The sequence below is a fragment of the Micromonospora sp. NPDC093243 genome (assembly GCF_044753725.1).
Taxonomy (GTDB): domain Bacteria; phylum Actinomycetota; class Actinomycetes; order Mycobacteriales; family Micromonosporaceae; genus Micromonospora.
The window spans coordinates 169,624-194,024 of sequence record NZ_JBIVNT010000006.1 but is presented as its reverse complement, the minus strand read 5'-3'; the positions used below and the strand labels follow the sequence as shown (position 1 = coordinate 194,024).

The 24,401-nt window shown below is 69.9% G+C and carries 21 protein-coding genes and 2 pseudogenes; 10 read left to right on the top strand and 13 right to left on the bottom strand.

What is annotated here, in order from left to right; all coding sequences use genetic code 11:
* Nucleotides 1-105 precede the first annotated feature (105 nt).
* From ACIP9D_RS21640 to ACIP9D_RS21625, 4 genes are all read left to right on the top strand, one after another.
* Nucleotides 106-2,022 (top strand): glycerophosphodiester phosphodiesterase family protein, encoded by a 1,917-nt coding sequence (locus ACIP9D_RS21640; protein ID WP_350873840.1) that lies wholly within the window; start codon nt 106-108, stop codon nt 2,020-2,022.
* A gap of 277 nt (nt 2,023-2,299) precedes the next feature.
* The gene (locus ACIP9D_RS21635; RefSeq protein ID WP_350873839.1) at nt 2,300-3,001 is read left to right on the top strand and encodes a hypothetical protein; all 702 of its coding nucleotides are present in this window, start codon (nt 2,300-2,302) and stop codon (nt 2,999-3,001) included.
* A 74-nt stretch (nt 3,002-3,075) separates the two neighbouring features.
* On the top strand, nt 3,076-3,819 hold the full coding sequence (locus tag ACIP9D_RS21630; RefSeq protein WP_350873838.1) for a hypothetical protein: 744 nt from the start codon (nt 3,076-3,078) through the stop codon (nt 3,817-3,819).
* 40 nt (nt 3,820-3,859) lie between these two features.
* On the top strand, nt 3,860-4,549 hold the full coding sequence (locus tag ACIP9D_RS21625; protein WP_350873837.1) for a hypothetical protein: 690 nt from the start codon (nt 3,860-3,862) through the stop codon (nt 4,547-4,549).
* 20 nt (nt 4,550-4,569) lie between these two features.
* On the opposite strand, the pseudogene ACIP9D_RS21620 reads toward ACIP9D_RS21625, so the two are convergent.
* A pseudogene (locus tag ACIP9D_RS21620) lies at nt 4,570-4,812 on the bottom strand (VOC family protein); the annotation flags it as partial.
* An 18-nt stretch (nt 4,813-4,830) separates the two neighbouring features.
* A complete protein-coding gene (locus ACIP9D_RS21615; RefSeq protein ID WP_350873835.1) occupies nt 4,831-5,724 on the bottom strand; it encodes a hypothetical protein in 894 nt (297 codons plus the stop codon).
* Between the two features lie 65 nt (nt 5,725-5,789).
* On the opposite strand from ACIP9D_RS21615, the gene ACIP9D_RS21610 reads away from it, so the two are divergent.
* The 3 genes from ACIP9D_RS21610 (at nt 5,790) to ACIP9D_RS21600 (ending at nt 8,881) form a co-directional block, all read left to right on the top strand.
* The gene (locus ACIP9D_RS21610; protein WP_350873834.1) at nt 5,790-6,092 is read left to right on the top strand and encodes a transcriptional regulator; all 303 of its coding nucleotides are present in this window, start codon (nt 5,790-5,792) and stop codon (nt 6,090-6,092) included.
* A gap of 69 nt (nt 6,093-6,161) precedes the next feature.
* The gene (locus ACIP9D_RS21605; protein ID WP_350873833.1) at nt 6,162-7,826 is read left to right on the top strand and encodes a DASS family sodium-coupled anion symporter; all 1,665 of its coding nucleotides are present in this window, start codon (nt 6,162-6,164) and stop codon (nt 7,824-7,826) included.
* Nucleotides 7,823-8,881: a tartrate dehydrogenase gene (locus ACIP9D_RS21600; RefSeq protein ID WP_350873832.1), complete on the top strand. Its 1,059-nt coding sequence runs from the start codon at nt 7,823-7,825 to the stop codon at nt 8,879-8,881. Before ACIP9D_RS21605 ends, ACIP9D_RS21600 begins: the two co-directional genes overlap by 4 nt.
* Nucleotides 8,882-8,927: 46 nt before the next feature.
* On the opposite strand, the gene nhaA is transcribed toward ACIP9D_RS21600, so the two are convergent.
* Nucleotides 8,928-10,859 (bottom strand): Na+/H+ antiporter NhaA, encoded by a 1,932-nt coding sequence (gene nhaA / locus ACIP9D_RS21595; protein ID WP_350873831.1) that lies wholly within the window; start codon nt 10,857-10,859, stop codon nt 8,928-8,930.
* A 59-nt stretch (nt 10,860-10,918) separates the two neighbouring features.
* On the opposite strand from nhaA, the gene ACIP9D_RS21590 reads away from it, so the two are divergent.
* Nucleotides 10,919-11,446 carry a DUF488 domain-containing protein gene (locus tag ACIP9D_RS21590; protein WP_350873830.1) on the top strand — a complete coding sequence of 176 codons (528 nt, stop codon included), beginning with the start codon at nt 10,919-10,921 and terminating at the stop codon, nt 11,444-11,446.
* Here the strand turns inward: ACIP9D_RS21590 and ACIP9D_RS21585 are convergent.
* The 9 genes from ACIP9D_RS21585 to ACIP9D_RS21545 form a co-directional block, all read right to left on the bottom strand.
* A complete protein-coding gene (locus ACIP9D_RS21585; protein WP_350873829.1) occupies nt 11,376-11,669 on the bottom strand; it encodes a DUF6817 domain-containing protein in 294 nt (97 codons plus the stop codon). The two genes, ACIP9D_RS21590 and ACIP9D_RS21585, sit on opposite strands and share 71 nt — an antisense overlap.
* A 404-nt stretch (nt 11,670-12,073) precedes the next feature.
* Entirely contained in the window at nt 12,074-13,441 is a 1,368-nt protein-coding gene (locus ACIP9D_RS21580) for a GH1 family beta-glucosidase (RefSeq protein ID WP_350873828.1), read from the bottom strand.
* A 25-nt stretch (nt 13,442-13,466) separates the two neighbouring features.
* Nucleotides 13,467-14,879, bottom strand: a complete 1,413-nt coding sequence (locus ACIP9D_RS21575) for a GH1 family beta-glucosidase (protein ID WP_350873827.1) — start codon at nt 14,877-14,879, stop codon at nt 13,467-13,469.
* Nucleotides 14,880-14,887: 8 nt separating this feature from the next.
* Entirely contained in the window at nt 14,888-15,916 is a 1,029-nt protein-coding gene (locus ACIP9D_RS21570; RefSeq protein ID WP_350873826.1) for an ABC transporter ATP-binding protein, read from the bottom strand.
* Nucleotides 15,913-16,986, bottom strand: a complete 1,074-nt coding sequence (locus tag ACIP9D_RS21565) for an ABC transporter permease (protein WP_350873825.1) — start codon at nt 16,984-16,986, stop codon at nt 15,913-15,915. The genes ACIP9D_RS21570 and ACIP9D_RS21565 overlap by 4 nt, the downstream gene beginning before the upstream one ends.
* Nucleotides 16,987-16,989: 3 nt before the next feature.
* A complete protein-coding gene (locus ACIP9D_RS21560) occupies nt 16,990-17,970 on the bottom strand; it encodes an ABC transporter permease (protein ID WP_350873824.1) in 981 nt (326 codons plus the stop codon).
* On the bottom strand, nt 17,967-19,097 hold the full coding sequence (locus ACIP9D_RS21555; RefSeq protein WP_350873931.1) for an ABC transporter ATP-binding protein: 1,131 nt from the start codon (nt 19,095-19,097) through the stop codon (nt 17,967-17,969). The genes ACIP9D_RS21560 and ACIP9D_RS21555 overlap by 4 nt, the downstream gene beginning before the upstream one ends.
* Nucleotides 19,098-19,211: 114 nt before the next feature.
* Nucleotides 19,212-20,891 carry an ABC transporter substrate-binding protein gene (locus ACIP9D_RS21550; RefSeq protein ID WP_350873823.1) on the bottom strand — a complete coding sequence of 560 codons (1,680 nt, stop codon included), beginning with the start codon at nt 20,889-20,891 and terminating at the stop codon, nt 19,212-19,214.
* Nucleotides 20,892-21,019: 128 nt separating this feature from the next.
* Nucleotides 21,020-22,042 (bottom strand): LacI family DNA-binding transcriptional regulator, encoded by a 1,023-nt coding sequence (locus ACIP9D_RS21545; protein ID WP_350873822.1) that lies wholly within the window; start codon nt 22,040-22,042, stop codon nt 21,020-21,022.
* A gap of 562 nt (nt 22,043-22,604) precedes the next feature.
* On the opposite strand from ACIP9D_RS21545, the gene ACIP9D_RS21540 reads away from it, so the two are divergent.
* Nucleotides 22,605-22,976 (top strand): VOC family protein, encoded by a 372-nt coding sequence (locus ACIP9D_RS21540; RefSeq protein WP_350873821.1) that lies wholly within the window; start codon nt 22,605-22,607, stop codon nt 22,974-22,976.
* Between the two features lie 350 nt (nt 22,977-23,326).
* Here ACIP9D_RS21540 and ACIP9D_RS21535 read toward each other — a convergent pair.
* Nucleotides 23,327-23,674: pseudogene (locus ACIP9D_RS21535) on the bottom strand (alkaline phosphatase D family protein); the annotation flags it as partial.
* Between ACIP9D_RS21535 and ACIP9D_RS21530 the strand changes: the two are divergent.
* Complete coding sequence (locus ACIP9D_RS21530; RefSeq protein ID WP_350873820.1) at nt 23,648-24,358, top strand: endonuclease/exonuclease/phosphatase family protein; 711 nt, start codon at nt 23,648-23,650, stop codon at nt 24,356-24,358. The pseudogene ACIP9D_RS21535 and the gene ACIP9D_RS21530 sit on opposite strands and share 27 nt — an antisense overlap.
* Nucleotides 24,359-24,401 lie beyond the last annotated feature (43 nt).

The window sequence follows — 24,401 nt, the reverse complement described above, 5'->3', positions numbered from 1 at the left end:
GGTCCGTGGCCCGCCCGGCCGGGGCGGGTCGCGTACACCCGGCGTTCCGGCGGCGGCCACGTCCAATTGATCATGGATTTGGGTGCGCTTCGTAGCGTCCCGACCATGACTGTCCTTCCCGCACCATCGCCGCTCGGGCGCGCCGCGACGAGGCTCGTCGCCACGCGTACCCGTGCCGCAGCCGTCATCGCCGCGCTCGCCGTCACCGGCGGTGCCGCCGCGGTGGCCATCGCGACCTCGGCGCCCGCCGCCGCCGAACCGGGCAACGTCGTGGTCTCGGAGAACTTCTCCTCGGGGTCCCTGCCGGCCGGGTGGAACGCGGTCGACGGCGCCTGGAAGGTCGAGAACGGTCGGCTGTACGGAACCTCGGCCAGCTCCAGCGCGAACAACAAGATCACTTTCGGCCGGCACCTGAACGACTTCCGGCTCGAGGCGACCATGCGGTTCGAGTCGGTCTCCGCCGCGACCCGCTGGGCGTCGCTCGGCATCGACGTCCCGGCCGACGGCGCCACCCCTTGGTGGATCGCCACCATGCGCAGCGGCACCACCGCCGCCAACGGGCTCGAATTCGCCCAGCGGACCACGGCCAACGCCTGGGTGGTCACGAACACCGCCTCCGCCCCGTACGCCGCCGGCACCGGCCGCGACGTCCGCGTCGCCGTCGAGGTGCACGGCAACCAGGCTCGCTGGATCTTCGACGGCCGGGAGGCGATGCGCACCAACAGCCTCCAGCGCTCCGCCGCCGGCGTCCAGGCGCTCTTCGTCAACGGCGCCACCGTCTCGTACGACGACGTCACCGTCACCGAGCTGGCGCCGAACGGCTACATCCGCCCCGAGGGCAGCCCGTTCACGGTCATCGCGCACCGCGGCGCGTCCGCCGCCGCGCCGGAGAACACCCTGGTCGCACAGGAGATCGCGCGCAGGGGTGGCGCCGACTGGATCGAGAACGACGTCCAGCCGAGCAAGGACGGGATTCCGTTCATCCTGCACGACGGCACCGTCGACCGGACCACCGACGGAACCGGCAACATCCGCGACCTGACCGCCGCGCAGATCAAGGCGCTCGACGCCGGCTCCTGGTTCGGCCCGCACTATGTCGGCGAGCGGGTGCCGACCCTGGCCGAGCAGCTCGCCGACCTGCGCACCCGGGGCGGCAGCCTGCTGCTGGAGATCAAGGGCAGGCACACCAGGGACGAGGTCGCGACGATCATCCAGGTGATCCGCGACGAGCAGATGATGGGCCGGGTCTTCGTCCAGAGCTTCGAGGTCGACGCCCTGAAGTACACCTACGAACTCGCCCCCGAGCTGCCGCTCGGCCTGCTCCGCAGCAGCCTCGACGCCGACCCGGTGGCGATCGCCAGGGAGCTGCACCTGACCGCCTACAACCCGGATGGCAACGCGCTGCTGGCCAAGCCGGAGGTGGTCGCCCCGCTGCACGCCGCCGGGGTCGCCGTGATGGCCTGGACGATGGACTCCGCCGGCCTGTGGCAGCGGCTGGAGCGGATCGGCACCGACGCGATCATCACGAACCGCGCCTCCGAACTGGTCGGTTGGAACTCGGCGCTCATGCAGCGGGCTTCCGCCGACCCGACCGTGGAGGTCACGTCGCCGGCCGACGGAGCGCGCCTCGACCGGGCTCAGTCCCCGGTGATCGCGGTCGCCGCGACCAACGCGGACACCGTCACCGTCACCCTCGACGGCAAGAAGTCGGCCGCGGGCCGCAAGCTCGACCTGGGCAGGTTGACCGCGGGCAGGCACACCATCCGCGCCGAGGTCACCGGCCCGGAGGGCACCGCGATCGCGACCAGCACCTTCACCGTGACGGTGAACCAGGCCGGGCTCGGCTACCAGATCCTCACCTCCGGCGCCGAGGCCGCCGCGATCAACGCGATGACCGTGAAACTCGCCCACGCCCAGTACGCCGAACTGGCCAACTACGTCGACCGCCAAGCCGGCAAGCTGGTGCCGGCCGAGGTCGCCAGCGTCATCGCGGCCGACGCCCGGACCCTCGCGCTGAAGTAGTCCGGCGCACCACTGTGGAGATCCCCGTCGTCCGTCGGACGGCGGGGACTTCCGTTCTCGACTGCCGTACCCAGAGCCATGCCGTACCCACCGAATGTGAGTCGGTGTTCTACAATCGACGCCGTCCTGCGAGGCGTTCGGAGACACTGCGATCTCCACTCCCCGAGGGCTACTCGGGGGAGGCGCGCATGGACAGCGGGGCTCTGGGCAAGGGGTCGATTCCCGGGCAGATCCGTGGCTGCGCCGCGGGCGTCGTGGACAGAAGCTGGCTGGGCGGATGACCGACGATTCACTGGTCGCGGATGTCACGTCCACCCGGGAGGTGTGGACCGGTTCCTCGCTCGCCGACGGCGTCGAGGGGCTCGTGGACGCGATCCGCAGCGAGGGGTGGGTCGACGACCTGCTCGCCGGGGCGGCCTTCGGCCTGGACGTCGTGGCCACGGTGCTCGACCCGTTCAGCGCGTTGCTGGCCAACGGCCTCGGCTGGGCGATGGAGTACTTCGAGCCACTGCGGGAGATGCTCGACTGGCTGACCGGCATGCCCGACGTGGTCGCCTCGCACGCGGCGACGTGGGACAACATGGCCACCCACCTGCAGCGGATGGCGGCTGACCTGCAGGCACATCTGGCCGGGGACGTGCCGGACTGGCAGGGGCACGCCGCCCAGGCGTACCAGTCGCTGATGGTGAACAACGTCGACGCGATCGCCGGCCTGGGCGGGACGGCCGCCGCGATGGGGGCCGCCACCCAGGCCGCGGGAAACCTGGTCTCCTTCACCCGCGACATCGTCCGCGACCTCATCGCGGACCTGGTCGCACGCGTGGTCGTGTGGGCCGTCGAGGCGATCTTCGTGGTCACCATCCCGGTGATCGCCGTGCAGATCGCCGCCGCCGTGCTCAAGTGGGCGGGCCGGATCCTGAGCTACACCACCGCCCTGGTCACCAGCCTCACCAACCTCTCCAAGCTCATCAACGGCTGACCGGGGGGATCGTGGCGAAGCCCAAGGGACCGGACGGCGACGGTGGTGACGGGAGCGACGGCGGCGACGGCGGCGTGCCGCGCCCCCGGAGAAGCCACAACGGCAAGTCCACCACCATCGCCGAGGGCCACCAGGCCATCGCCGAGGCCGCCGCGGACGGCCGCCCCGGCGGACCGGGCTCCCGCGACGGCAAGCCCACCGATTCGCAAGGGGACGGCTCGGACTCGCGGCGCGCGCAGAACGACCCCGAGGTGGGCAAGCGCGAGGACGCCAGCGTGGCGGAGATCGAGAAGGCACGCAAGGAGGTCGCCCCGCGACTGCAGGAGATGGTCGACGAGGCGTGGGACCACGTCGACCAGAACAAGGACGCGATCCTGCAACGGGAGGGCTACCAGCGGCAGCGCGAGGAGCTCATCGCGAAGGGTTACCCCGACGAGGTGGCGGACCTGATCGTGGAGCGCACCGCGATGGGCACCGAAGCCCACCGCCACCTCGCCAATGCGATCGACGCCGAGGCGGACAGCATGTTCACCCCGGAATCGGGTTTCCGGCTGCGTGCCGAAATCGGCTTCGACAGCGGCGGCGTCGAGACTCGGACGGTACGGGACCAGGACTTCCGGCCCGACGTCATCCTCGAGCGGCAGTACAAGGACCCCGTGACCGGTGACCTCGATTGGGAGGTCGCGCACGCCTACGACCTGAAGACCGGTCTGAAGACCGGCATCGCCCCGGGCTGGGCCAACAACGTGCAGACGACGCTGGATCTACCCAGCGCACCGGAGGAGCTACGCCCGACGAAGCGACCATTGGGCGGATAGACTCACCAGGCCCCGGTCCCACCCGCTGCGAAAGGTTCGTATGTCGTCTGCTGAGAAGGCGCGACGGTGGCGGCAGATCCTGTCGGAGCTGCGGCCTCAGCTGCCGGGAGAGTGGTCCATTCGCGGAACCGGCGTCGGGACGACGCTGGTGCGGGAGCCGCTGGACTGGTCCCTGGCCTGGATCGGCTACTCCGGCTCTCCCACTCGCCCCGTGGGTTGGGTGTCCGCCGGCGTGCAGCCACTGGTGATGCCCTTCACCAGCTGGATCATGACCTACGGCGTCCGGATGGACGAGGTCCGATCCGGCCCGCGTACGGTGGATCTGCTCTCCGACGCGGCGGCTGATCAGACGCGGCAGTTCGTGCTGGAGACCGGCCTGGAGAAGATCGACGGCTGGCCGCCCGAGCGCCTCGCCGACGTGGCCGAGCGGGATTTCGCCCAGGACCCGCGCAAGCGCCGCACGCACTGGCATCAACTACCGGGCTGGCGGGTGGTCAACGGCACAGCGTCGCCCGTCGAGCCCGCGACGCAGCTCGCCGAGTCGTGCCAGGAGCGGGCCCGCGCGGCGTCCGCCAAGGGCGCGCGGCAGTTGTCGGAGCAGGCCGCGTTCTACGAGGGGCTGCGCCGAAGCTGGGACGAGGGCGGAGGCGAGGCGGCGCTGCGATTCCTGACCGAGCAGCGGGACCAGGCCCTCGCCGCACAGAAGCTCGACAAGGTCCTGGCCGCGTAGGTCGCCGTACGGGTGCTGCCCTAGAGCTCCTGGACAGAGCGTGACAGCAGGCAGAACTCGTTGCCCTCAGGATCAGCGAGCACGACCCAGCTCACGTCGGAGGGCTGTCCCACGTCGACGCGTCGTGCGCCGAGGGCGAGCAACCGGTCAAGCTCCGCCGCAGTGGTCACGCCGTCGGCACGCAGGTCGAAGTGCAACCGGTTCTTGAGCACCTTGCCCTCGGACACAGCCGCCACGTCGATCATCGGCCAGGCGCGGTCGGCGCTGCGGCGCCAGGGCGCTCAGTGATCGCGGTCCAGCCGCTCCACCACCGCAGCGAGAGCCGCCGGCACTCGTACCTGCGTCGCGCCGCCGGCTTGGCCGGCCGCGATGCGTACCGGATGGAACTCGCCGTCGTGCCACCAGAAGATCTCGTCGGAGCAACGATCGTCGGCTGCGGTAAACATGGACATGGCCAGGCGCTGCAGCGCCACCGCGCTGTCGTTCACCGGGGCATCCACAGGGTGCAGCAGCACCGCGCTGTAGCGTGGCGCCGCGACCAGCGCGCCGTACTCGGCGGCGTCCGGCAGGAAACGCTTGAGCGACATGAGCGCGGTCGTGACGAAGGGGTTGCCGTCCGCGGCGAGCAGGCGAACCGACCCACCGCCCGGCATCGCGTGATCGCGTACGTCGAGCGCGGCCAGCTCGTGCTGCACGGTCTGCCGCACGGCGAGGCGGATCAACTCCACGGGCTCGTGTCCGAGCTGCCCTGCCTGGGCGATGGTGAGCATCTCCAGGCGATCGGACCGGTTGATCACGACGGCCGCGGTGAAGTGCTCGCCGAACGGCATCGCGAGGTAGCTGTTGGCCTCCGCGGTCGCGGCCGCCGGGGTGAGGCGTAGCCGGAGCTGCCCGACGTCGGCCGGCCCGAGTTCGTCGGGGGTGACCCGCGCGGGCAACTGGCGGCGGATCCCCGCGACCCAGTCGGCCAGCAGGTCGGGCCACATCTGGCGGGGCTGATCCAGACAGAGGCGCAGCAGCGGAACCAGGGAGACACGGGCCCGACCGCCGGGTACGGGGATGAGGACCTCATCGGTGTCCGGGGCGACGCGGGCTCCCGGCATGAGGATCGGCAGCGCATCCTCGGCCAGTGCGCGGACGTTGCCCATCAGGTCTACGTTCTGCGACGACGCCACGATGCATTCATACCATCGGCGTACGACGGCAGCGACGTCCGCCGGTCGGGAACTAGGGTGGCGCCATGGCGGCCCGCAACGCTCCCGAGCAGATCATCCGCACCCGGACAGTCAGGGCGGACGCGATCCTGGGCAACCGCGTCGACCTGCGCGGCTACCCCTACCGGTTGCTGTCCGTCGTCTCCCATGGAGTCGGCGGCGACGCGGTCACCCTGGCCATCGCCGCCGCGGAGGTGCTGGAGACGTTCGGCTGGGAACTCGTGACCGTCTCCGAGTTCGGGAGCAGCAGGATGGTGTACGCCGTGCTGAGGCGCGCCCCGGGGCCGGCCCCGCTCCCCCGCCATCCGGACGGGCTCCGGCCCGCTTAGCGATCCGGAGCCAGGGTCGATCGACGTGTAGACCTTGCGTGACCCGGCTCACAGTCGGACCATCGACAGATGGCAGACATCGACGCAGATGGACGCGATTCGCGAGCGACCGTACCCGGACAACGAGGCGACGAGCGGTCGGACGCACCGGCCCGGGTCGACGTCGACGAGGCGCTGCTCGGCGGTGCCACCTACCGTGGCCTCGCCGAACAGCGGCTTTCCGAGGCCGAGGAGCGGTTCGAGAAGCGGCGCCGCACGGTCGGTCTGATCCTCGCACCGGCGCTGGCGCTGATCTTCCTCGCCCTGCCGCTCGACATGCCACCCAGCCAGCAGACCCTGGCCGGGATCCTGATCGGCGTGATCGCCCTCTGGATCACCGAGGCGGTGCCGATCCCGGTCGGCGGTCTCATCGGAGTTGGCGTGATCGTGCTGATGGGGGTCGCCCCGGCCGGTGACGTCCTGCAGCCGTTCGGCTCGTCGACCGTGTTCACCTTCATCGGCGCCTTCATCCTCGCCCAGGCCATGCTCAAACACGGTCTGGCGCAACGATTCGCGTTCCGCATCCTGTCGCTGCCCGGGGTGGGCAAGACCACCGGCCGGGTGATCATCGCCTTCGGTGTGATCACGGCCCTGCTGTCCGCGTTCGTGTCCAACACCGCGACGGTGGCGATGCTGCTGCCCACCGCCCTGGGCATCCTCGCGGTCATCGCCAAGCTGTTGCAGAGCCGCGGCCTGACCAAGCCGGGCTGGGACCCGACCCGGTTGCGGGTCGGCTTCGCGCTGATGCTGATGCTCGCGTACGGCGCCAGCGTCGGCGGTCTGCTCACACCCGTGGGCACGCCGCCGAACCTGATCGGCCGCGCCCTCATCGAGGAGGCCACCGGGGAGCGGATCTCGTTCGCCGGTTGGATGGCCACCGCGTTCCCGATCTGCCTGGTGATGTTCCTGGCCCTGGCCACCATCCTGCTGCTGCTCAACAAGCCGGAGATCCGCCGGATCGAGGGCGTGGAAGAGTACGTCGCCGCCGAGCGGGCCCGGCTGGGCAAGCTGTCCCGGGCCGAGAAGAACACCCTCATCGCCTTCGGGGTGACGGTGACACTGTGGATCTTCCCGGGCATCGTCGCGCTGATCGCGGGCACCGAGTCCAGCGTCTACGAGACGGTCAGCGGCCGGCTCAACGAGGGCATCGTCGCCGTGCTCGGCGCGTCCCTGCTCTTCCTGCTGCCGACCGACTGGCGCAACCGGGAGTACACGCTCAACTGGAGCGACGCCGCCCGCATCGACTGGGGCACCATCCTGCTGTTCGGCACCGGCATCATCTTCGGGGCGCTGCTCGACGACACCGGCCTGGCCCAGACCATCGGCGACGCCAGCTCCGACTGGCTCGGCCTGACCAACGTCTTCGCGATCACCGCCTTCGCCGTGGTGCTGGCGATCATCATCTCCGAGACGACCAGCAACACCGCCTCCGCCGCGGTCGTCGTGCCGATCGTCATCCCGGTCGCCGTGGCCGCCGGAGTGGATCCGTTCGTGCCCGCCCTCGCGGCCACCTTCGCGGCGTCCTTCGGCTTCATGCTGCCCGTGTCGACGCCGCAGAACGCGGTGGTCTACGGCTCCGGCACCGTACCGATCACCCGGATGATCCGCTCCGGCGCCTCGTTCGACGTCATCGGGGCGATCGTCATCCTGCTCCTCCTGCCGCTGATGCTCGCCGTCACCGGGGTCGGCCGATGAGCCAGCGGATCGCCGTCATCCCCGGCGACGGCATCGGCACCGAGGTCACCGCCGCCGCGCGCACCGTTCTCGACGCCGTCTGCCGCCGGCACGGCATCGAGCTCAGCTACGACGAGTACGACTGGTCGTGCGAGCGCTACCTGCGCGCGGGCGCGATGATGCCGGCGGACGGGCTGGACGTGCTGCGACCGTACGACGCGATCCTGCTCGGCGCGGTCGGCGCGCCCGGCGTGCCCGACCACGTCTCGCTGTGGGGCCTGCTGATCCCGATCCGGCGGGCGTTCCGGCAGTACGTCAACCTGCGACCGGTACGGGTGTTCGAGGGCGTCGACAGCCCGGTGCGGGGCGCCCGGGCCGGCGAGGTGGACTTCGTCGTCGTACGGGAGAACGTGGAGGGCGAGTACAGCGAGATCGGCGGCCGGCTCAGCCGCGGCCACCCCGAGGAGATGGCCGTGCAGGAGTCGGTGTTCACCCGGGTCGGGGTGAGCCGGATCGCCGACTACGCCTTCGAACTCGCGCGCACCCGCCGCCGCCACGTCACCTCCGCCACGAAGTCGAACGGCATCGTGCACACCATGCCGTTCTGGGACGAGGTGGTGACCGAACGGGCGGCGGCCTTCCCCGATGTGCGGTGGCGCAGCGAGCACATCGACGCCCTGGCCGCGAAGTTCGTACTCCAACCGGGCAGCTTCGACGTGGTGGTGGCGTCCAACCTCTTCGGTGACATCCTCAGCGACCTCGCCGCTGCGGTGGCCGGCTCGATCGGCATCGCCCCCTCCGGCAACCTCGACCCGACCCGCAGCTACCCGTCGATGTTCGAGCCGGTACACGGGTCGGCGCCGGACATCGCCGGCAAGGGGGTGGCCAACCCCGTCGGCGCGGTGTGGTCGGCGGCGATGATGCTCGACCACCTGGGTCATCCGGCGGCCGCGCAGGACGTCCTGGCGGCCATGGAGGCGACGCTACGCGAGGCGTCCACGCGTACCCGCGATCTCGGTGGCACCGCCGACACCCGGGAGGTGACGGCGGCCCTCGTCGACCACGTGGCCGGCTGACGACAACGCGTGCTCGCGGTCCGCTGGCGGCGAAGGCCGCCGGGGCTCAGCTCGCCGGCCCGCCCTCACCACCGCGCCCGGGGTCCCGACGGTACTCGGGGCGCAGCTTCGCGCTGGCGAACGCCGCCTTCACCGCCGCCGAGAGCGCGGTGATGTCGTACGCGCCGTGGTGGCGCCGGCCGTTGATGAAGAAGGTGGGGGTTCCGGTGACGCCGCTGAGGTCGGCCGAGTCGACGTCCTCGGCGATCCGGTCGACGGCCTCGCGCTCGACCATGTGCTCCCGGAACCGGTCGAGGTCCAGGCCGAGCCGTTCGGCGTAACCGAGCAGATCGGTGGGATTGAGCGCGTCCTGATGCGCGAGGAGCAGGTCGTGCATCTCCCAGAAGGCGCTCTGCGCGCTCGCCGCCTCGGCAGCCTCGGCGGCGAGCTGGGCGTGCGGGTGGACGTCGGTGAGCGGCAGGTGCCGCCAGACGTAGCGGATGTTGGCGAAGTCGGCCAGCAGTTCTCGGACCACCGGCTCGGCCTGCCCGCAGTAGGGGCACTCGAAGTCGCCGTACTCCACGACCGTCACCGGCGCCTCGCGCGGCCCGCGCATGTGGTCGCGCTCCGGATCGACCGGAAGCATGAGGTCGACGATGCCCTCGGCGACGCCCAACAGCGCGCGGGCACGCCGCACCGGTGAGAGCCGGGCAGCGGCGCGGAACACCAGCCAGGTGATGACGGACGCACCAATCGTCGCGACGAGGATGCCGAGTTTCGCCTCCTCCAGGGCGGGGCCGTGCAGCGCGTGGGTGGCGATCAGCAGGGCCACGGTGAACCCGATGCCGGAGACCGTGCCGACCCCGGCGACGGCGAGCCAGCCGACCGGTGGTCGGAAGCGGTTGCCGCTCAGCCGCGCCACCAACCACGAGGTGGCCACGATGCCGGCCGGCTTGCCGATGACGTACGCCGCCACGACGCCGAGCGTGACCGTCGAGGTCACGGCCCGGGACAGCAGCTCGCCGTCGATCACGATCCCGACGTTCGCCAGCGCGAAGAGCGGCACGATCACGTAGCTGGCCCAGGGATGATAGATGTTCTGCAACCGCTCGTTCGGCGACAGCGCCGAGGTGAGCCCGGCGCGGGCGGAACGGGCGAGCTGCGGGGTGGGCTGTTCCCGGAAGAGGCGGAACTGGTCGCTCGCCCGCTGCAGTTCGGTGCGACCGGGAGCGTGGGCGTAACTGAGCAGCCCCATCACCAGGCCCACCACGACCGGGTCGACACCGGACTCCGACACCGCGACCCAGGCCGCCACCCCCAGCAGCGCGTAGACCGGCCCGAACCGCACGCCGCCAGCCCGGACGAGCAGCACGAGGGCGAAGATCCCCGCCGCGACGACCAGCGCCGTCGACGAAGGATGCTCCGGATAGGCGATCGCCAGCACCGCGATCGCGACCAGGTCGTCGATGACGGAGACGGTCAACAGGAAACCCCGTAGCCGATCGGAGAAGCGCGGCCCGAAGACGGCCAGCGCGCCGAGCGCGAGCGCCGTGTCCGTGGCCATCACCGCGCCCCAGCCCGCGGCGGTGGTGTGCCCGGCGTTGATCACGAGGTAGATCAGGATCGGCAGGAGCATGCCGCCGAGCCCCGCCAGCATCGGCAACGCCAGCCGCCGCCGCTCCCGCAGCTCTCCGATGTCGAACTCGCGGCGCAGCTCCAGCCCGGCGACCAGGAAGAAGAGCGTCATGAGGCCGCTGTTGACCCAGGTACGCAGGTCGTGTGACACGGGCCAGTCGCCGAGCTGGACGGTGAAGGACGTGGTCCAGAGCGACTCGTACGACGACATGTGCACGTTGGCCCAGAGGAGCGCCACCACCGCGGCGACCAGCACCACCCGTGCGCCGCCGGTCTCGGTGCGCAGGAACGAGCGCAGCGGGGCGTTGAACCGGCCGACCCAGGCGGTCCGGTCGGACCATCGGTGCGGACTGTCGCTTGTCACGTCGACAATCCTCCTGGACCGGGTCGCCGCCTGGCCGGAATTCGGGCACTCTGATCCTTGTGGCAGAGGCGCTGCTCACCGTCGGCCATGGCACCGCAAGCCAGGCGGAGCTCACCGGCCTGCTGCTCGACGCGGGAGTGACCCGGCTGGTCGACGTGCGGCGCTATCCCGGCAGCCGCGCCCACCCCCACGTCAGCCGCGACGCGATGGCCCAGTGGGTGCCGGCGATCGGCCTGGACTACCGGTGGGAGGAGCGGCTCGGCGGACGCCGACGGGTGCCGGCCGATTCGCCGGACCGGTGGTGGCAGGTCGAGGCCTTCCGTGGCTACGCCGCTCACATGCGTACCCCGGAGTTCATCGAAGCAGTCGACCACCTGCTCGCCGAGGCGCAGAATTCGCGTCTCGCGATCATGTGCAGTGAGAGCCTGTGGTGGCGATGCCACCGGCGCCTGATCGCCGACTTCCTCGTCCGCGCCCGCGATGTCCCGGTGTGCCACCTCGACCATCGCGGCAAGCTCATCGCGCACACGGTCGCCGCCGGAGCCCGGCTGACCCCCGACCGGGTACTCGTCTATGACCTGCAGTGAGACGAACGGACCGTGCCGATCTGCGATCGGACCCGCGCAGAAGCATCACCAGGTGCACGACGGCGTGGGTAAGACCCGCGGCTTGCACTTCACCGCTGCAGCCAAGCACGGCGAGTCGTTCGCTGACTCGACACAGGTGGGCGTACGGGTTGCCACCGGGATGCGCGATCTGCTCAGCTCCATGCCGGCGGAGCCAGACCCGCACGCCCTCGTCGGTGCCCATGGCCCGACTGTAGGTATCGGGGCTGTCGGATTCGCTGGCCCCTGGGTATGGGCACTATGTCACAGCGCCGTGGACACGTCTGGCACTCGCCTGCCTGAGGGTCGGCAAACCCCAGCACCTGACGCCACCTGGTTTCGGGTGTTGGGCGTGGCACGAGCATGAGGACGGCCACCGCGTTGATCACCGATGACTTGTGAGGACGACCGAAGATCGTGCGGTGGCCGTGGGCCACGGCGTAGACCCCGCCGGGTGGCGGGTCATCCTGTACTAAGGCGTACTAGTCTCGGCACGACCGACGTCGGCTAGCTCAACTATTTGTGGCGCTGTGACGTCCGGTCTCCGGCGTGCGAGTGGTCGCCGTGCCGGACGCCGGCCGGACCTGAAATCCCTCGTCGTCAGCAGCTTCAGGCCTGCCGACGCTGCCTGTGCTCTCGGATCACCTCCGCGTACCGGTGTCCGCTAGCCTTGATCGTGCGGCGCTGGGTGAGGTAGTCGACGTACACGAGGCCGAATCGCTTGTCATAGCCGTACGCCCATTCGAAGTTGTCCAGCAGCGACCACGCGAAGTAGCCATCGACCGGGACTCCCCGGGCGGCGGCGGCCGCGCACGCCTCCAGGTGCAGTTCGAGGTACTCGGTGCGCCGCTTGTCCTCGACCTCTCCCGCCGGACCGACCTCGTCCCGCCACGCCGAGCCGTTCTCCGTGACGTAGATGCTGGTGGCGCCATAATCCTCGGCGAGGCGGACGAGCAACTCCGTCAGGCCGGCGGGGTGGCTCTCCCAACCCATTGTGGTCTCGAGGGCGCCGGGCACGGGCACCTGGCGGGCGTACGGCGCGGGCCCGCCGGGATCGTCGGCGACGACCTGCCGGAAGTAGTAGTTGAGGCCGAAGGAGTCCAGCGGCGCGGCGATCGCTTCGAGGTCGCCGGGGTGGACGGGCGGGGCGACCCGGTAGGTGTCGAGCATGTCGGGCGGGTAGCCGCGGCCGAAGAGCGGGTCGAGCCACCAGCGGTTGACGTGGCCGTCGGCGCGTACGGCGGCGGCGACGTCGGCGTCGCTGCGGCTGGCCGGCTCGATTGGGCTGAGATTGCACACGGCCCCGACCGACGCCGGCGCGGTGGCGTTGGCGCGCACCGCGGCGGCGGCCAGCCCGTGGCCGAGCAGCAGGTGGTGCGAGGCGGACACCGCGCGGGTCAGGTCGCGCTCTCCGGGCGCCATCCGGCCCTCCAGGTACCCGATCCAGGCGCAGCAGAGCGGCTCGTTGACGGTCATCCAGTCGGTGACCCGGTCGCCGAGCGCAGCGGCTACGGTGGCGGCGTAGTCGGCGAAGGCGAGCGCGGTGTCGCGGGCCGGCCAGCCGCCGCGGTCCTGTAGCACCTGGGGCAGGTCCCAGTGGTACAGCGTGGCGAACGGGCGGATGCCGGCCGTGAGCAGGCCATCGACGAGTCGGTCGTAGAACGCGATCCCAGCGGGGTTGGGCCGGCCGACGCCGTCGGGCATTACCCGCGGCCAAGCCACCGAGAATCGGTACGCGTCGAGGCCGAGCCGGCGCATCAGGCCGATGTCCTCCGGCCACCGCCGGTAGTGGTCGCAGGCGAGATCGCCGGTGTCGCCGTTGTCGATCGCGCCCGGGACACGGCAGAAGGTGTCCCAGATCGAGGGTTTACGGCCGTCAGCGGTCACTCCGCCCTCGATCTGGTACGCCGAGGTGGCGGCGCCCCAGACAAAGGTCGGCGGCAGGGCGGCGAGGTCGAACACGCTCTTCTCCTTCATGTCTTTCTTCGGACCGGCCGCCGTACTACTCGGACACGCCGCTGCGCACCCGCCGCGCGGTGTCCCCGTACCAGAGCGCGCTCTGCTTGGGGACGCGCGCCTGCGTGTCGTAGTCGACCCGGACGATGCCGAACCGCTTGTCGTAGCCGTACGCCCACTCGAAGTTGTCGAGCAGCGACCACGCGAAGTACCCGCGCACGTCCGCGCCGGCCTGCCGGGCCGTAGCCACGGCCGCGATGTGCGTCGCGAGGTACGCGGTCCGGTCGTCGTCGCGCACGAACCCGGTCTCGTCCGGCCGGTCGTCGAACGCCGCCCCGCTCTCCGTGATCACGATCGGCAGGCCGGGGTAGTCCCGGCTGATCCGGACCAGCAGGTCGGTCAGCCCCTGCGGGAAGATCTCCCAGTCCATCGCCGTGGTCGGCAGACCGCGCGGCACTGCCCGCTCCACCGGGTTGCCGTCCGCGTCCTCGGCGCGCCCGTTGTCGTCCACTCCGGAGAAGACGTGGCTGCTGTAGTAGTTGACGCCGAGCAGATCGAGGGGCGCCGAGATGATCTCCAGGTCTCCCGGGCGCACCGGGAGCTCGACCCCGCGCGCGGCGAGGTCGGTGAGCACGTCGGAGGGGTAGCGCCCGTACCGCAGAGGGTCCAGGTAGATCCGGGTGCCCAGACCGTCCGCGCGGCGCGCCGCCGCCCGGTCCAGCTCGCTGTCCGTCTGCGCCACGGCGGTACCCATGTTCAGCGTGATGCCGAGCTCGACCGGGCGGGTCGCGGCGGCGCGCATCCGCTGAGTGGCCAGGCCGTGACCGAGCAGCAGGTGGTGCACCGCGTGCATGGCGGCGGTGAAGTCGCGGCGGCCCGGGGCGTGCGCCCCGTACGCGTAGCCGAGCATCGCCGAGCACCACGGCTCGTTGAGGGTGGTCCAGGAGCGCACCCGGTCGCTGAGCTGGTCGAAGACCAGCATCGCGTAGTCGGCGAACCGATAGGCGGTGTCCCGGGCCGGCCACCCGCCGGCATCCTCCAACTCCTGCGGTAGGTCCCAGTGGTACAGCGTCACCCAGGGGTCGACGCCGCGGCCGAGCAGTTCGTCGACGAGGCGGTCGTAGAACGCCAGGCCGGCGGGGTTGGCCGGGCCCCGGCCGCCGGGCTGCACCCGTGGCCACGCCACCGAGAAGCGGTACGTGTCCACCCCGAGGTCCTGGATGAGCGCGACGTCCTGCGGCATGCGGTGGTAGTGGTCACAGGCCACGTCACCGGTCTCACCGTTGGCGACGGCGCCCGGCACCCGACAGAAGGTGTCCCAGATCGACGCGGTTCGGCCGTCCTCGTGCACCGCGCCCTCGATCTGGTACGCGGACGTCGCGACGCCCCACCGGAAGTTCGGTGGCAGGCCGGCGATGAGGTCGGACTGCGCGCTGGTCAGGGGACTGGTTGTGGTCATGCTTCTCCTCATTTGCGAGGTGCCGGTATCAGGGGGGCGGTGTCCTTCGTCGGGTGCAGCCAGCAGGCCACGGTCCGGGTCCGCCCGTCCGGCACCGGCGGCGCGCCGAGCACCGGCAATTCCCCGGCGCACGGGTCGAACGCCTTCGGGCAGCGCGGGTGGAAGGCGCAGCCGGTCGGCATCGCGCGCAGGTCCGGCGGAGAGCCGGCGATGCCGGTCAGCTCGCGGCGCGGGCCGCGCAGCGCGGGGAAGGAGTGCAAGAGGCCATCGCTGTACGGGTGCAGCGGGTCGCGGTAGAGGGCGGCGGCGGGCGCTTCCTCCACGATCCGGCCGCCGTACATGATGGCGATGCGGTCGGAGAACTCCACCAGCAGCGACAGGTCGTGCGTGATGAACAGGACCGAGAAGCCCAGCCGCTCGCGCAGCTCGACCAACTGGCGGAGGATCTGCCGCTGCATCACGACGTCGAGCGCCGTGGTGGGCTCGTCCATGATGACGATCTGCGGCTCGAGGGCGAGCGCCATGCCGATCATGACGCGTTGGCGCATGCCGCCGGAGAGCTGATGCGGATAGCTGTCCATCCGGTCGGCCGAGATGCCGACCATCTTCAGCAGGGTGCGGGCGCGCTCCAACCGGGCCGATCTGCTCATCGTCGGCTCGTGCGTCTTGATCACGTCGAGCAGCTGGGTGGACACCTTGTGCACCGGGTTGAGCGAGTTCATCGCGCCCTGGAACACGATGGACGTCTCCGCCCAGCGGAAACGCCGCAGCTCGGCCGGAGTGAGCGCCATGATATCGATCGGCTCGCCGCCGGACGGGTGGTAGAGCACCGATCCGCCGCTGACCACACCGGGCGGGGGCAGTAGCCGGGTGATCCCATAGGCGAGGGTGGACTTGCCGCTGCCGCTCTCCCCCGCCAGCCCGAGCACCTCACCGCGGTGCAGGGTGAGGTTCACGTTCCGGACCGCGTGCACGGCGTCGTCGCCCAGCCCGTAGTCGACGTTGAGGTCCCGGATCTCCAGGACGGGTCGCTTCATCGCCCGGCACCCTTCCCGTCGGTGTTGCTCACCACGACAGCGCCGGCCGGAACGTTCCCCGGCGGGCCCGGTCGCGGCGGATCCAGGACCGGGGTGAAGCCGACCCGCATCCGCACGGTGTGCCCGGCCGCGTTCTTGATCCGGGTCTTGCCGCTGCTGCGCAGGCGCGGGCTGACGAACTCGTCGATGCCGAAGTTCACCAGCGACAGCGCGGTGCCGAGCAGCGCGATGGCCAGCCCGGCGGGAACGAACCACCACCAGGCGCCCTGCGCGAGGGCCTGCTGGCCCTGCGCCCAGAACAGGATCGTGCCCCAGTTCCACGTCGAGATCGACGAGATGCCGATGAAGGCCAGCGTGATCTCCGACATGACGGCGAAGATGACGGTACCGACGAAGCCGGACGCAATGATCGCGGTGAGGTTGGGCAGGATCTCGAAGCCGATGATGCGCCAGGTCTTCTCACCGCTGGCCCGCGCCGCCTCCACGTAATCGCGGCGGCGCAGCGACAGGGTCTGTGCGCGCAGCACGCGGGCGCCCCACGCCCACGACGTCAACCCGATCACGAGCGCGACGATCAGGTCACCGGCGTTGCTGATGGTGGACGTCACGATGATGATCAGCGGCAGGGCCGGGATCACCAGGAACACGTTGGAGACCGCGGAGAGGCCCTCGTCGGCGGCGCCACCGAGGTATCCGGACGTCACCCCGATCAGGACGGACAACACGGTCGCCACCACCCCGGCGATCAGACCGACGACGACCACGCCGCGCGTGCCCACCAGGATCTGGCTGAAGATGTCCTGCCCGAGATGGGTCGTGCCGAACCAGTGCTCGGCGGACGGCGGCTGGACCAGGTCCGAGCTGCGCGCGTCCGGGTCGTATGGCGCGACCCACGGCCCGATGATCGCGAAGAGGACGTAGACGGCGAGGATGCCCAGCCCGGTGGCCACCTTGGCGTTCGAGACGAAGCGCAACCGCTCTCGCTTGCTCTTGGTCGGCTCGAGGGCCGGCTGGGCCATGGACCCTTGGCCCGGGATGACCTGTTCAATGCTGGAGGACGAGATGGTCATCGGTCAGCCACTCTTTCGGGTGCGGGGGTCGAGCAGCAGGTAGGCGACGTCGGCGAGCAGGTTGGCCACCAGGACGGCGATCGTGATGATCAGGAAGATGCCCTGCATCAGCGGATAGTCCTTGGCGCCTACCGCCTGGAACAGCTGGTAGCCGAGGCCCGGGTAGGAGAAGACGATCTCCACCAGAAGCGTGCCGCCGACGATGAACCCCAACGCCAGCGCGAAGCCCGAGACGTTCGGCAGCAGGGCGTTGCGCGCTGCGTAGCTCAGCGCCACCCGCCGCTCCGACAGGCCCTTCGCGTGGGCGACGGTGATGTAGTCCTCCGCCGAGACGGTCACCATCATGTTGCGCATCCCGAGAACCCAGCCGCTCATCGACGAGATCAAGATCGTTGCCGCGGGCAGCAGGCTGTGTTGCACGGCGCTGGGGATGAAGTACTGGTCGAACGCGGGCACCAGGCCCGGCTCATAGCCACCGGACGACGGGAAGAAGCTTCCTGGGCCGGCCAGCAGCGCGATCGCGACCAGACCCAGCCAGAAGTATGGGATCGAGGAGAGGAACGTCGTGGCCGGCATTAGGCCGTCGATCCACGAGCCGCGCCGCCAGCCGGCCACCACGCCGAGCGCGGTGCCGAGCAGGAAGCTGATGATCGTGGTGATGCCGACCAGGCCGAGCGTCCACGGCAGGCTGTTGCCGATGACCTCCGACACCGGTGACGGGAAGAACGTGAACGACACGCCGAGATTGCCGTGGAACAGCTGGATCCAGTAGTCGATGTACTGCTCGAACAGGCTCTGGTTCTTGTCGAGCCCGAAGAGCACGCGCAACGACTGGATCGCGTCGGTGCTGAGCCGCCCCTGGTACCTCGACAGGAGCGAGCTGATCGGGTCGCCCGGGATCATCCGGGGAATGAAGAAGTTGAGCGTGATGGCCGCCCACGCCGTGAACAGGTAGAAGGCGATGCGCCGCAGCAGGAACGTCATCGTGCCTCCTCCGAAAGGGTGAGGGCCGGTGGGGTCGGGAGCGTCGGATCGCCGGCCACCGATCCGGGTACCTCGGCGGCGACAGTGGCCGGGTCGTAGAGCCAGCACGCCGCCCAGTGGCCGGGCTGGTCATCGACTGGAAGCCGCGGCGGCAGGTCGGTGGTGCAGCGCGGCATCGCGTGCGGGCAACGAGGGTGGAACCGGCAGCCGGCCGGCGGCCGGATCAGGCTTGGTGGCTCCCCGTTTCCGCGGTCCTGTGCGGTGGTGGCGGCGATTCCGGCGATGCGGTCCGGGTCCGGGGCGGACTCGATGAGCAGCTGGGTGTACGGGTGGGCTGGGCTCTGGGTGACGGTCTCGCTGTCACCGCCCTCGACCATGCGGCCGGCGTACATCACCAGTGTCTCGTCGGCGAAGTACCGGGCGGAGGCGATGTCGTGCGTGATGTAGAGGATGGCTAGGTTCAGTCGATCCTTGAGGTCCCGCAGCAGGTTGAGGATGCCCAGCCGGATGGAGACGTCGAGCATGGAGACCGGCTCGTCGGCGAGGAGCACCTCAGGGTTGGCGCCCAGCGCTCGGGCGATCGCGATGCGCTGCCGCTGCCCGCCGGAGAGTTCGTGCGGGAACTTGTCCACGTACCGCTCGGGTGGCGTGAGACTGACCCGCGTGAGCAGCTCGGCGAGGGTCCGCTCGAGGTCTTCGGAAGTGCGGCCGGCGTTGCCGTGGATGCGCAGCGCCCGGGTGAGGTGATACCGCACCGTGTGCACCGGGTTCAGCGACGCGAACGGGTCCTGGAAGATCAACTGCACGCGTCGGACGTAGGCGCGGAAGCGGCGGCCGCCGCGGACCGACGTCGATACGCCGTGCAACAGGATGTCGCCGCCGGTGCGGGGGTACAGCTGGGCCAGGAGTCGGGCGACCGTCGTCTTGCCGGAGCCGGACTCGCCGACCAGCGCCGTCACCCGACCGCGGCGCAGCTCGAACGATACGTCGTCGACCGCGTGGACGCTGGCCCGCGTCCGGGAGAAGAGGTCGCGTAACCGCCGACGGACGGAGAAGTGCTTGGTCAGGCCGACGGCCTCCAGCACCACCTCGCTGCCCGGCGCCGCCGCGCTTTCGCTCACCGTCATGCCGAGTTCCTGTCTGGGGGTGTCCATGTCACCGAGGCGACGTGATGCCACTGTGGAGACGGGTGCCGCTCCCCCGGGTGGCCGGTGGCCACCCGGGGGAGGCGGTGTTGCTGATCAGCTACCGGCCGGCTTGAGGTGCAGGACCACGTCCACCGCGTTGGGCTGGGTGGGCTGCATCGCGCCGTACGGGTTCGCATCGTCGGGCCAACCGACCCAGTTCTTCGTGCTGTACGCGCCGCCGACCTGGTCCGCGCCGACTGGGATCATCGGCATCTGGTCGACGAAGATCCGCTGCAGCGTGGCCATCGCCGTGGTGCGGTCGGCGTCGCTCGTCGCGGCCGCGTACGCCCGCAGCGCCGCGGTGGCCTCCGGGTTGTTGAAGCGGCCGAAGTTGCCCGCCGGGGAGGCGGTGCCGATCGGCTTCAGCTGCGCACCGTCCATGACGGTCCGGTAGATGTCGTACGGCGTGGCGCCGCCCTCGGTCCACCGGAAGGTCGCGTCGAAGTTGCCCGCCTCGACGTTCTTGAACCAGGCGTCCTGATTGGCCTTGTCGACGGTCGCCGCGATGCCGATCTTGGACAGGTTGTCCTTCACGATCTCGAGGCTGGTCTGGTAGTCGGACCATCCGGCGGGGTCGGTCAGGGTCAGCTTGACCGGCTTGCCGGTCGGGTCCTTGAGCGTGGTGCCCTCGAGCTTGAAGCCGGCGTCGGTGAGCAGCTTCTTGGCGCCCTCGACGTCGACCGCGTGCTCCTTGCCCTTGAACTCCTCGGCGATGAAGGAGTCGCCGGCCGGGCTCGGCAGACCCGTGACGCTCTTCACCTGCGGGTGGAAGTACCCCGCCTCGGCCTGGACGAAGATGTCCTCGCGGTTGATGACCATGTTCATGGCCTTGCGCAGGGCGGCGTTGTCGAACGGCTTCTTGGTGGTGTTGATGTAGAGGCCGTGGATACCGAGGACCGCCGGCGCCCACACCTTGTGGCTGGCCGGGTCCTTGTCGACGAAGACCGTCTTGTAGTTCGGGATGAAGACGAAGCTCCACTCCGACTCGCCGTTGGCCAGCGCGGTCGTCTGCGCGTTGTTGTCCGTGTAGGACGTGTAGCGCAGCTCCTTCACCTGCGGCAGGTCCTGCCAGTAGCCGCCGGTACGCACCGACAGGGTGGTGGTCTGCGGCGTGAAGGACTTCAACGTGTACGGGCCGCTGCCGACCGGGTTCTTGTTGATGTCGGTCTTCGGGTCGCTGATCTTCTCCCAGATGTGCTTGGGCACGATCGGGACACGGAACAGCACCTTCGGCTGGTTGACGAACTGGGGGCTGTCGAAGGTCAGCGTGACGACGTTGCCGCTCACGCTCACCTCCTTGTACGGCGTGCCCTGGTCGTTCAGGGCGTCGTTGTCCTTGACCAGGTTGTAGGTGTACGCGACGTCCTCGGCCGTGAGCGGCTTGTCGTCGGACCACTTGACGCCGTCGCGGATGGTGACCTTGACCGACGTGTAGTCGGGCGCCCACTCGGCGTTGGTGGCGAGCCACGGCTTCATCGGGTCGGCCGGCTTGACCGGGTTCCACATCATCAGCGGCTCGTAGATCTGGTAGGCGTAGCCCAGCGACCTAGCAGCCGACGTGGTGAGGAACGGGTTGTGGTTCTCGGTCTGCGGTCCGTTCGGCATGCCGACGTTCAGCACGGTGGCCGTCTGAGGCTTGTTCTTGTTGGCGTTCGGGCTGTCGCCACAGGCGGCGAGCAGTCCGATCGCGGTCACGCTCGCGAGGGCGAGCGCGAGCGTACGTCTCACGCGCATGTATTCCTCCCATTGTCATGGTGGCGGTGGGAAATCTGGGAGCGGTCGGGGCGGTTGGGCGGACCCGACCATTCGGTAGAGCGCTCTCTTACTTGCGTTGGCAAGGCCGCCCTTGGGCGGCGTGGGGGTTAGGCGAGGTGCGTCGCGGCGAGGGCCGCGACCGTCGAGGTGCGGGTGATCAGGGTGGTGGGGATGACGGTGGGAGCGTCGGGCAGCGGCACGCCCTCGAAGTACGACATGAGCATCCGGGCCGCGGCTTCTCCCATCTCGCGCATCGGTTGGTGCACTGTGGTCAGTGGCGGCTCGGTGTGTGCCGCGTACGGGACGTCGTCGAAGCCGACAACCGCGACATCGTCCGGCACCGTGCGACCCGCCTCGCGGATCGCCTGCAGGGCGCCGCCAGCGGACAGGTCGTTGTGAGCGAAGACGGCGTCGAACTCGATGCCGGCCTTGAATCGCCCGTTGACCGCGTCCCGACCCGAGTCGTAGGTGAAGTCGCCCTCGACCACGAGCTGCGGGTCCAGCGGCAGGCCCGCGTCGGCGTACGTCTCGGCGAACCCCGCCAGCCGCTCCTGGGTGCAGCCGAAAGCCTCGATGCCGGTGATGACGAGCGGCCGACACCGGCCGAGCTCGAGTAAGTGGCGGGCGGCGGATTCGCCACCGCTGCGGTTGGTGGTGGCGACTGACGGAAAGGGCCGCTGGTGGCCGCGGTCGTCGATGAGGACCACCGGCAGGCCACCGCGGTGCAGGTCGGCGATGTAGTCGAGGGTGCCCTCGGGCTCGATCACGAGCAGCCCGTCGAACGACTTCGCGGACACCTGGGAGGCGAACTGCCGCATCGACTCCTCACCCCGGTTGCAGGTGAACAGCAGCAGCCCGTACCCCGCGCTCTCCACGACGTCCACGACGCCCTGCACGACCTCCCCCATCCACGGCCATGTCAGCGACGGCACCAGCATGCCGACGATCTGCGTTCGGCCGCGGGCCAACCCGACCGCGCGGGCACTCGGCACGTAGCCCAACTCGTCAATCACCCGCCGAACACGCGCCGCAGTGGTCTCGTCGAGCTCGCCCTTGCCGTTGAGTACCCGCGACACAGTGGTCTTGCTGACCCCGGCCCGCGCGGCCACGTCGGCGATGGTGATCGGCACCCGCCGCCTCCCTCCGCGCGTGTGTCTGATGAGTTAACGCGGGATACGGAACCGGTTGCGGAAGCGGTTCCGGCACGGAGTCAACCGGAGTGACCTGCGTCACGTCAATACCGCCGAGATAACGAACTAAGACGTGGCCAACCAAGCACCTAACACCTGTGTTTGGCTCGTCTGAGCCAGACCGCCCACGTGCGGCACGGCCCGCTCCGCAACCGATGTGGAGCGGGCCGCGGGCGCACCACCCCAGGCCGCGCCTGGCTGTTCCAACAGTCGGAGCGCCTGAACCGGTACAGCCCGGTGACTTCCCGCCGGGGTCTCTCTGCCGGGGGAGGCGGTTGGCTTTGACGGGTGAGGCGGGAAGCCGTTGCCCCTCCTACCGTCGACGCTCCACGGTCGTCGGGCCGGCCACCCGTGCTATCTCGACAGTTGTCATGCCGCGTTCCGCGGGCTACCACGCCGATGCCCGGCTCGTGCGGGGATAGAGAGCGAGATTTCGCTGTCGCACGCTGCTTGGAAGACGGTAGGGAGCCGAAATGTCATACCCACGTCCTACGGTGGAACGATGGACTGGAAGATCGAGCTCATCCCCGTTCCGGTGACCGATGTCGACCGGGCCAAGGCGTTCTATCAGAAGGTGGGCTTCAACGCCGACCACGACCACAGGGTGCACGAAGGTTTGCGGTTCGTTCAGTTGACACCGCCCGGCTCGGCTTGCTCCATCGTGATTGGCGACGGCATCACCGACAAGACGCCCGGCACGCAGGAGATCCAGGTCGTGGTCGCCGACGCCGCGGCGGCGCGCAGGCAGTTGCTCGACGCCGGCGTCGATGCAAGCGAGGTCGAGGTGCAGCCGTGGGGCAGCTTCGTCTACTTCCGCGATCCCGACGGGAACAATTGGTCGCTGCAGGCGATTGAGTCGCGCCCCAACGGCTGATTGACGCGATCGCGTCTCGGCTTGACCATCACCGCTCGGCGATGGCCGGGTATTGGTTGCTGACCCGAGGCTGCCGTACTGGTCTTCATCGTGTCCGGGCCCGTAGCGGATGACCGGCCCAGCGTCGTAAACCTCGATCTGCCGGACCGGCCAACCGTCGTCATCGACCTCGAAGTACCAGACCAGTGCCCCCATGCGTCGAACTCGTCACCGCGCGATTCGTCCCAGCGGTAGCGATAGAAGCGGCCATCCACGGCCGTAAGCGTAGATCCAATGCCGTGCGCGGATCTGGCCGCGATCCGCGCGGTCATGCCGATTAGAGTCAGTCGGTGGCGGCGTCGCGGGCTGGTTCAGGCCGGTACAGCCCCCTGTCGGCCCGCCTCGACAACCCACCGCGCTGTCGTCGACGCGGCAGCGTCGGCCGAGTCGATGGCCGCGACCGAACACCCCTCGGTCAACCAGCGAGACCGGTCGACATCCATTCGCAGCCACCCGTGGGTGCGGCCGTTGAAGTAGCGCACCCACGGGTTGAACGCCCGGTTCGAGGCCTTCACCACCGGCACCAGTTCGGGCGGGAACTCCGACGTGATCGAGGTGGCGACGAACTCGGTGGCGACCACGGGCGAGGCCGCATCGTCGAAGTTGAGCTTAAGCTCGCTCACCCAGGTCGAGTGGATGTCGCCGGCCAGCACGATCGGATTCGTGGCGCCGCTGGCACCGCGGACAGCACCGACTGGCTACTCCCCGCATCAACTGGCCGCCCTTCCGCTGTCCTCGAGGAGCCACTGGGACGTGCCGATCCAGATCGGACGCCGGAGCGTCCATGTCCTGGTCAGCCACCCCACCCCGCCGGTCTTCGACGGGGCGGAGGACCGCAACGGGCGGCGCAACTTCGACGAGATCCGGTTCCGGGCCGATTACGTGCGCCCCGGCAGGGCCGCTACATCTACGACGACGAGGGGCGGCGGGGTGGGCTGCGCCCCGGCTCGCAGTTCGTGGTTGCCGGTGACACGAACTCCGACCCGTACGACGGCGACAGCGTCCCCGGCGCCGCCCAGCAGCTCCTGGACCACCGCTGGATCAACGCCAACGGCACCCCGTCGAGCAGCGGAGCCGCCGAGGTCAGCGCTCTGCAGGGCGGCGCCAACATTGCCCACCGCAGCGAACCCGCATACGACACGGCCGACTTCGCCGACGTACCGGGACCGGGCAACCTCCGCGCCGACTACGTCTTGCCCTCGCGCGGGTTGACCGTCAGCGACGGCGGCGTCTTCCGGCCCTCAGCGAGCGACCCGCTGTCGCGGCTCACCGGCACATTCCCCTTCCCCAGCTCCGACCACCGCCTGGTCTGGCTCGACGTCCGGGTCCGCCCCCGGAGCTGATCCAAGCAGGCAGCACGAGGGGTCCATCTCGCGCGATGGCCGG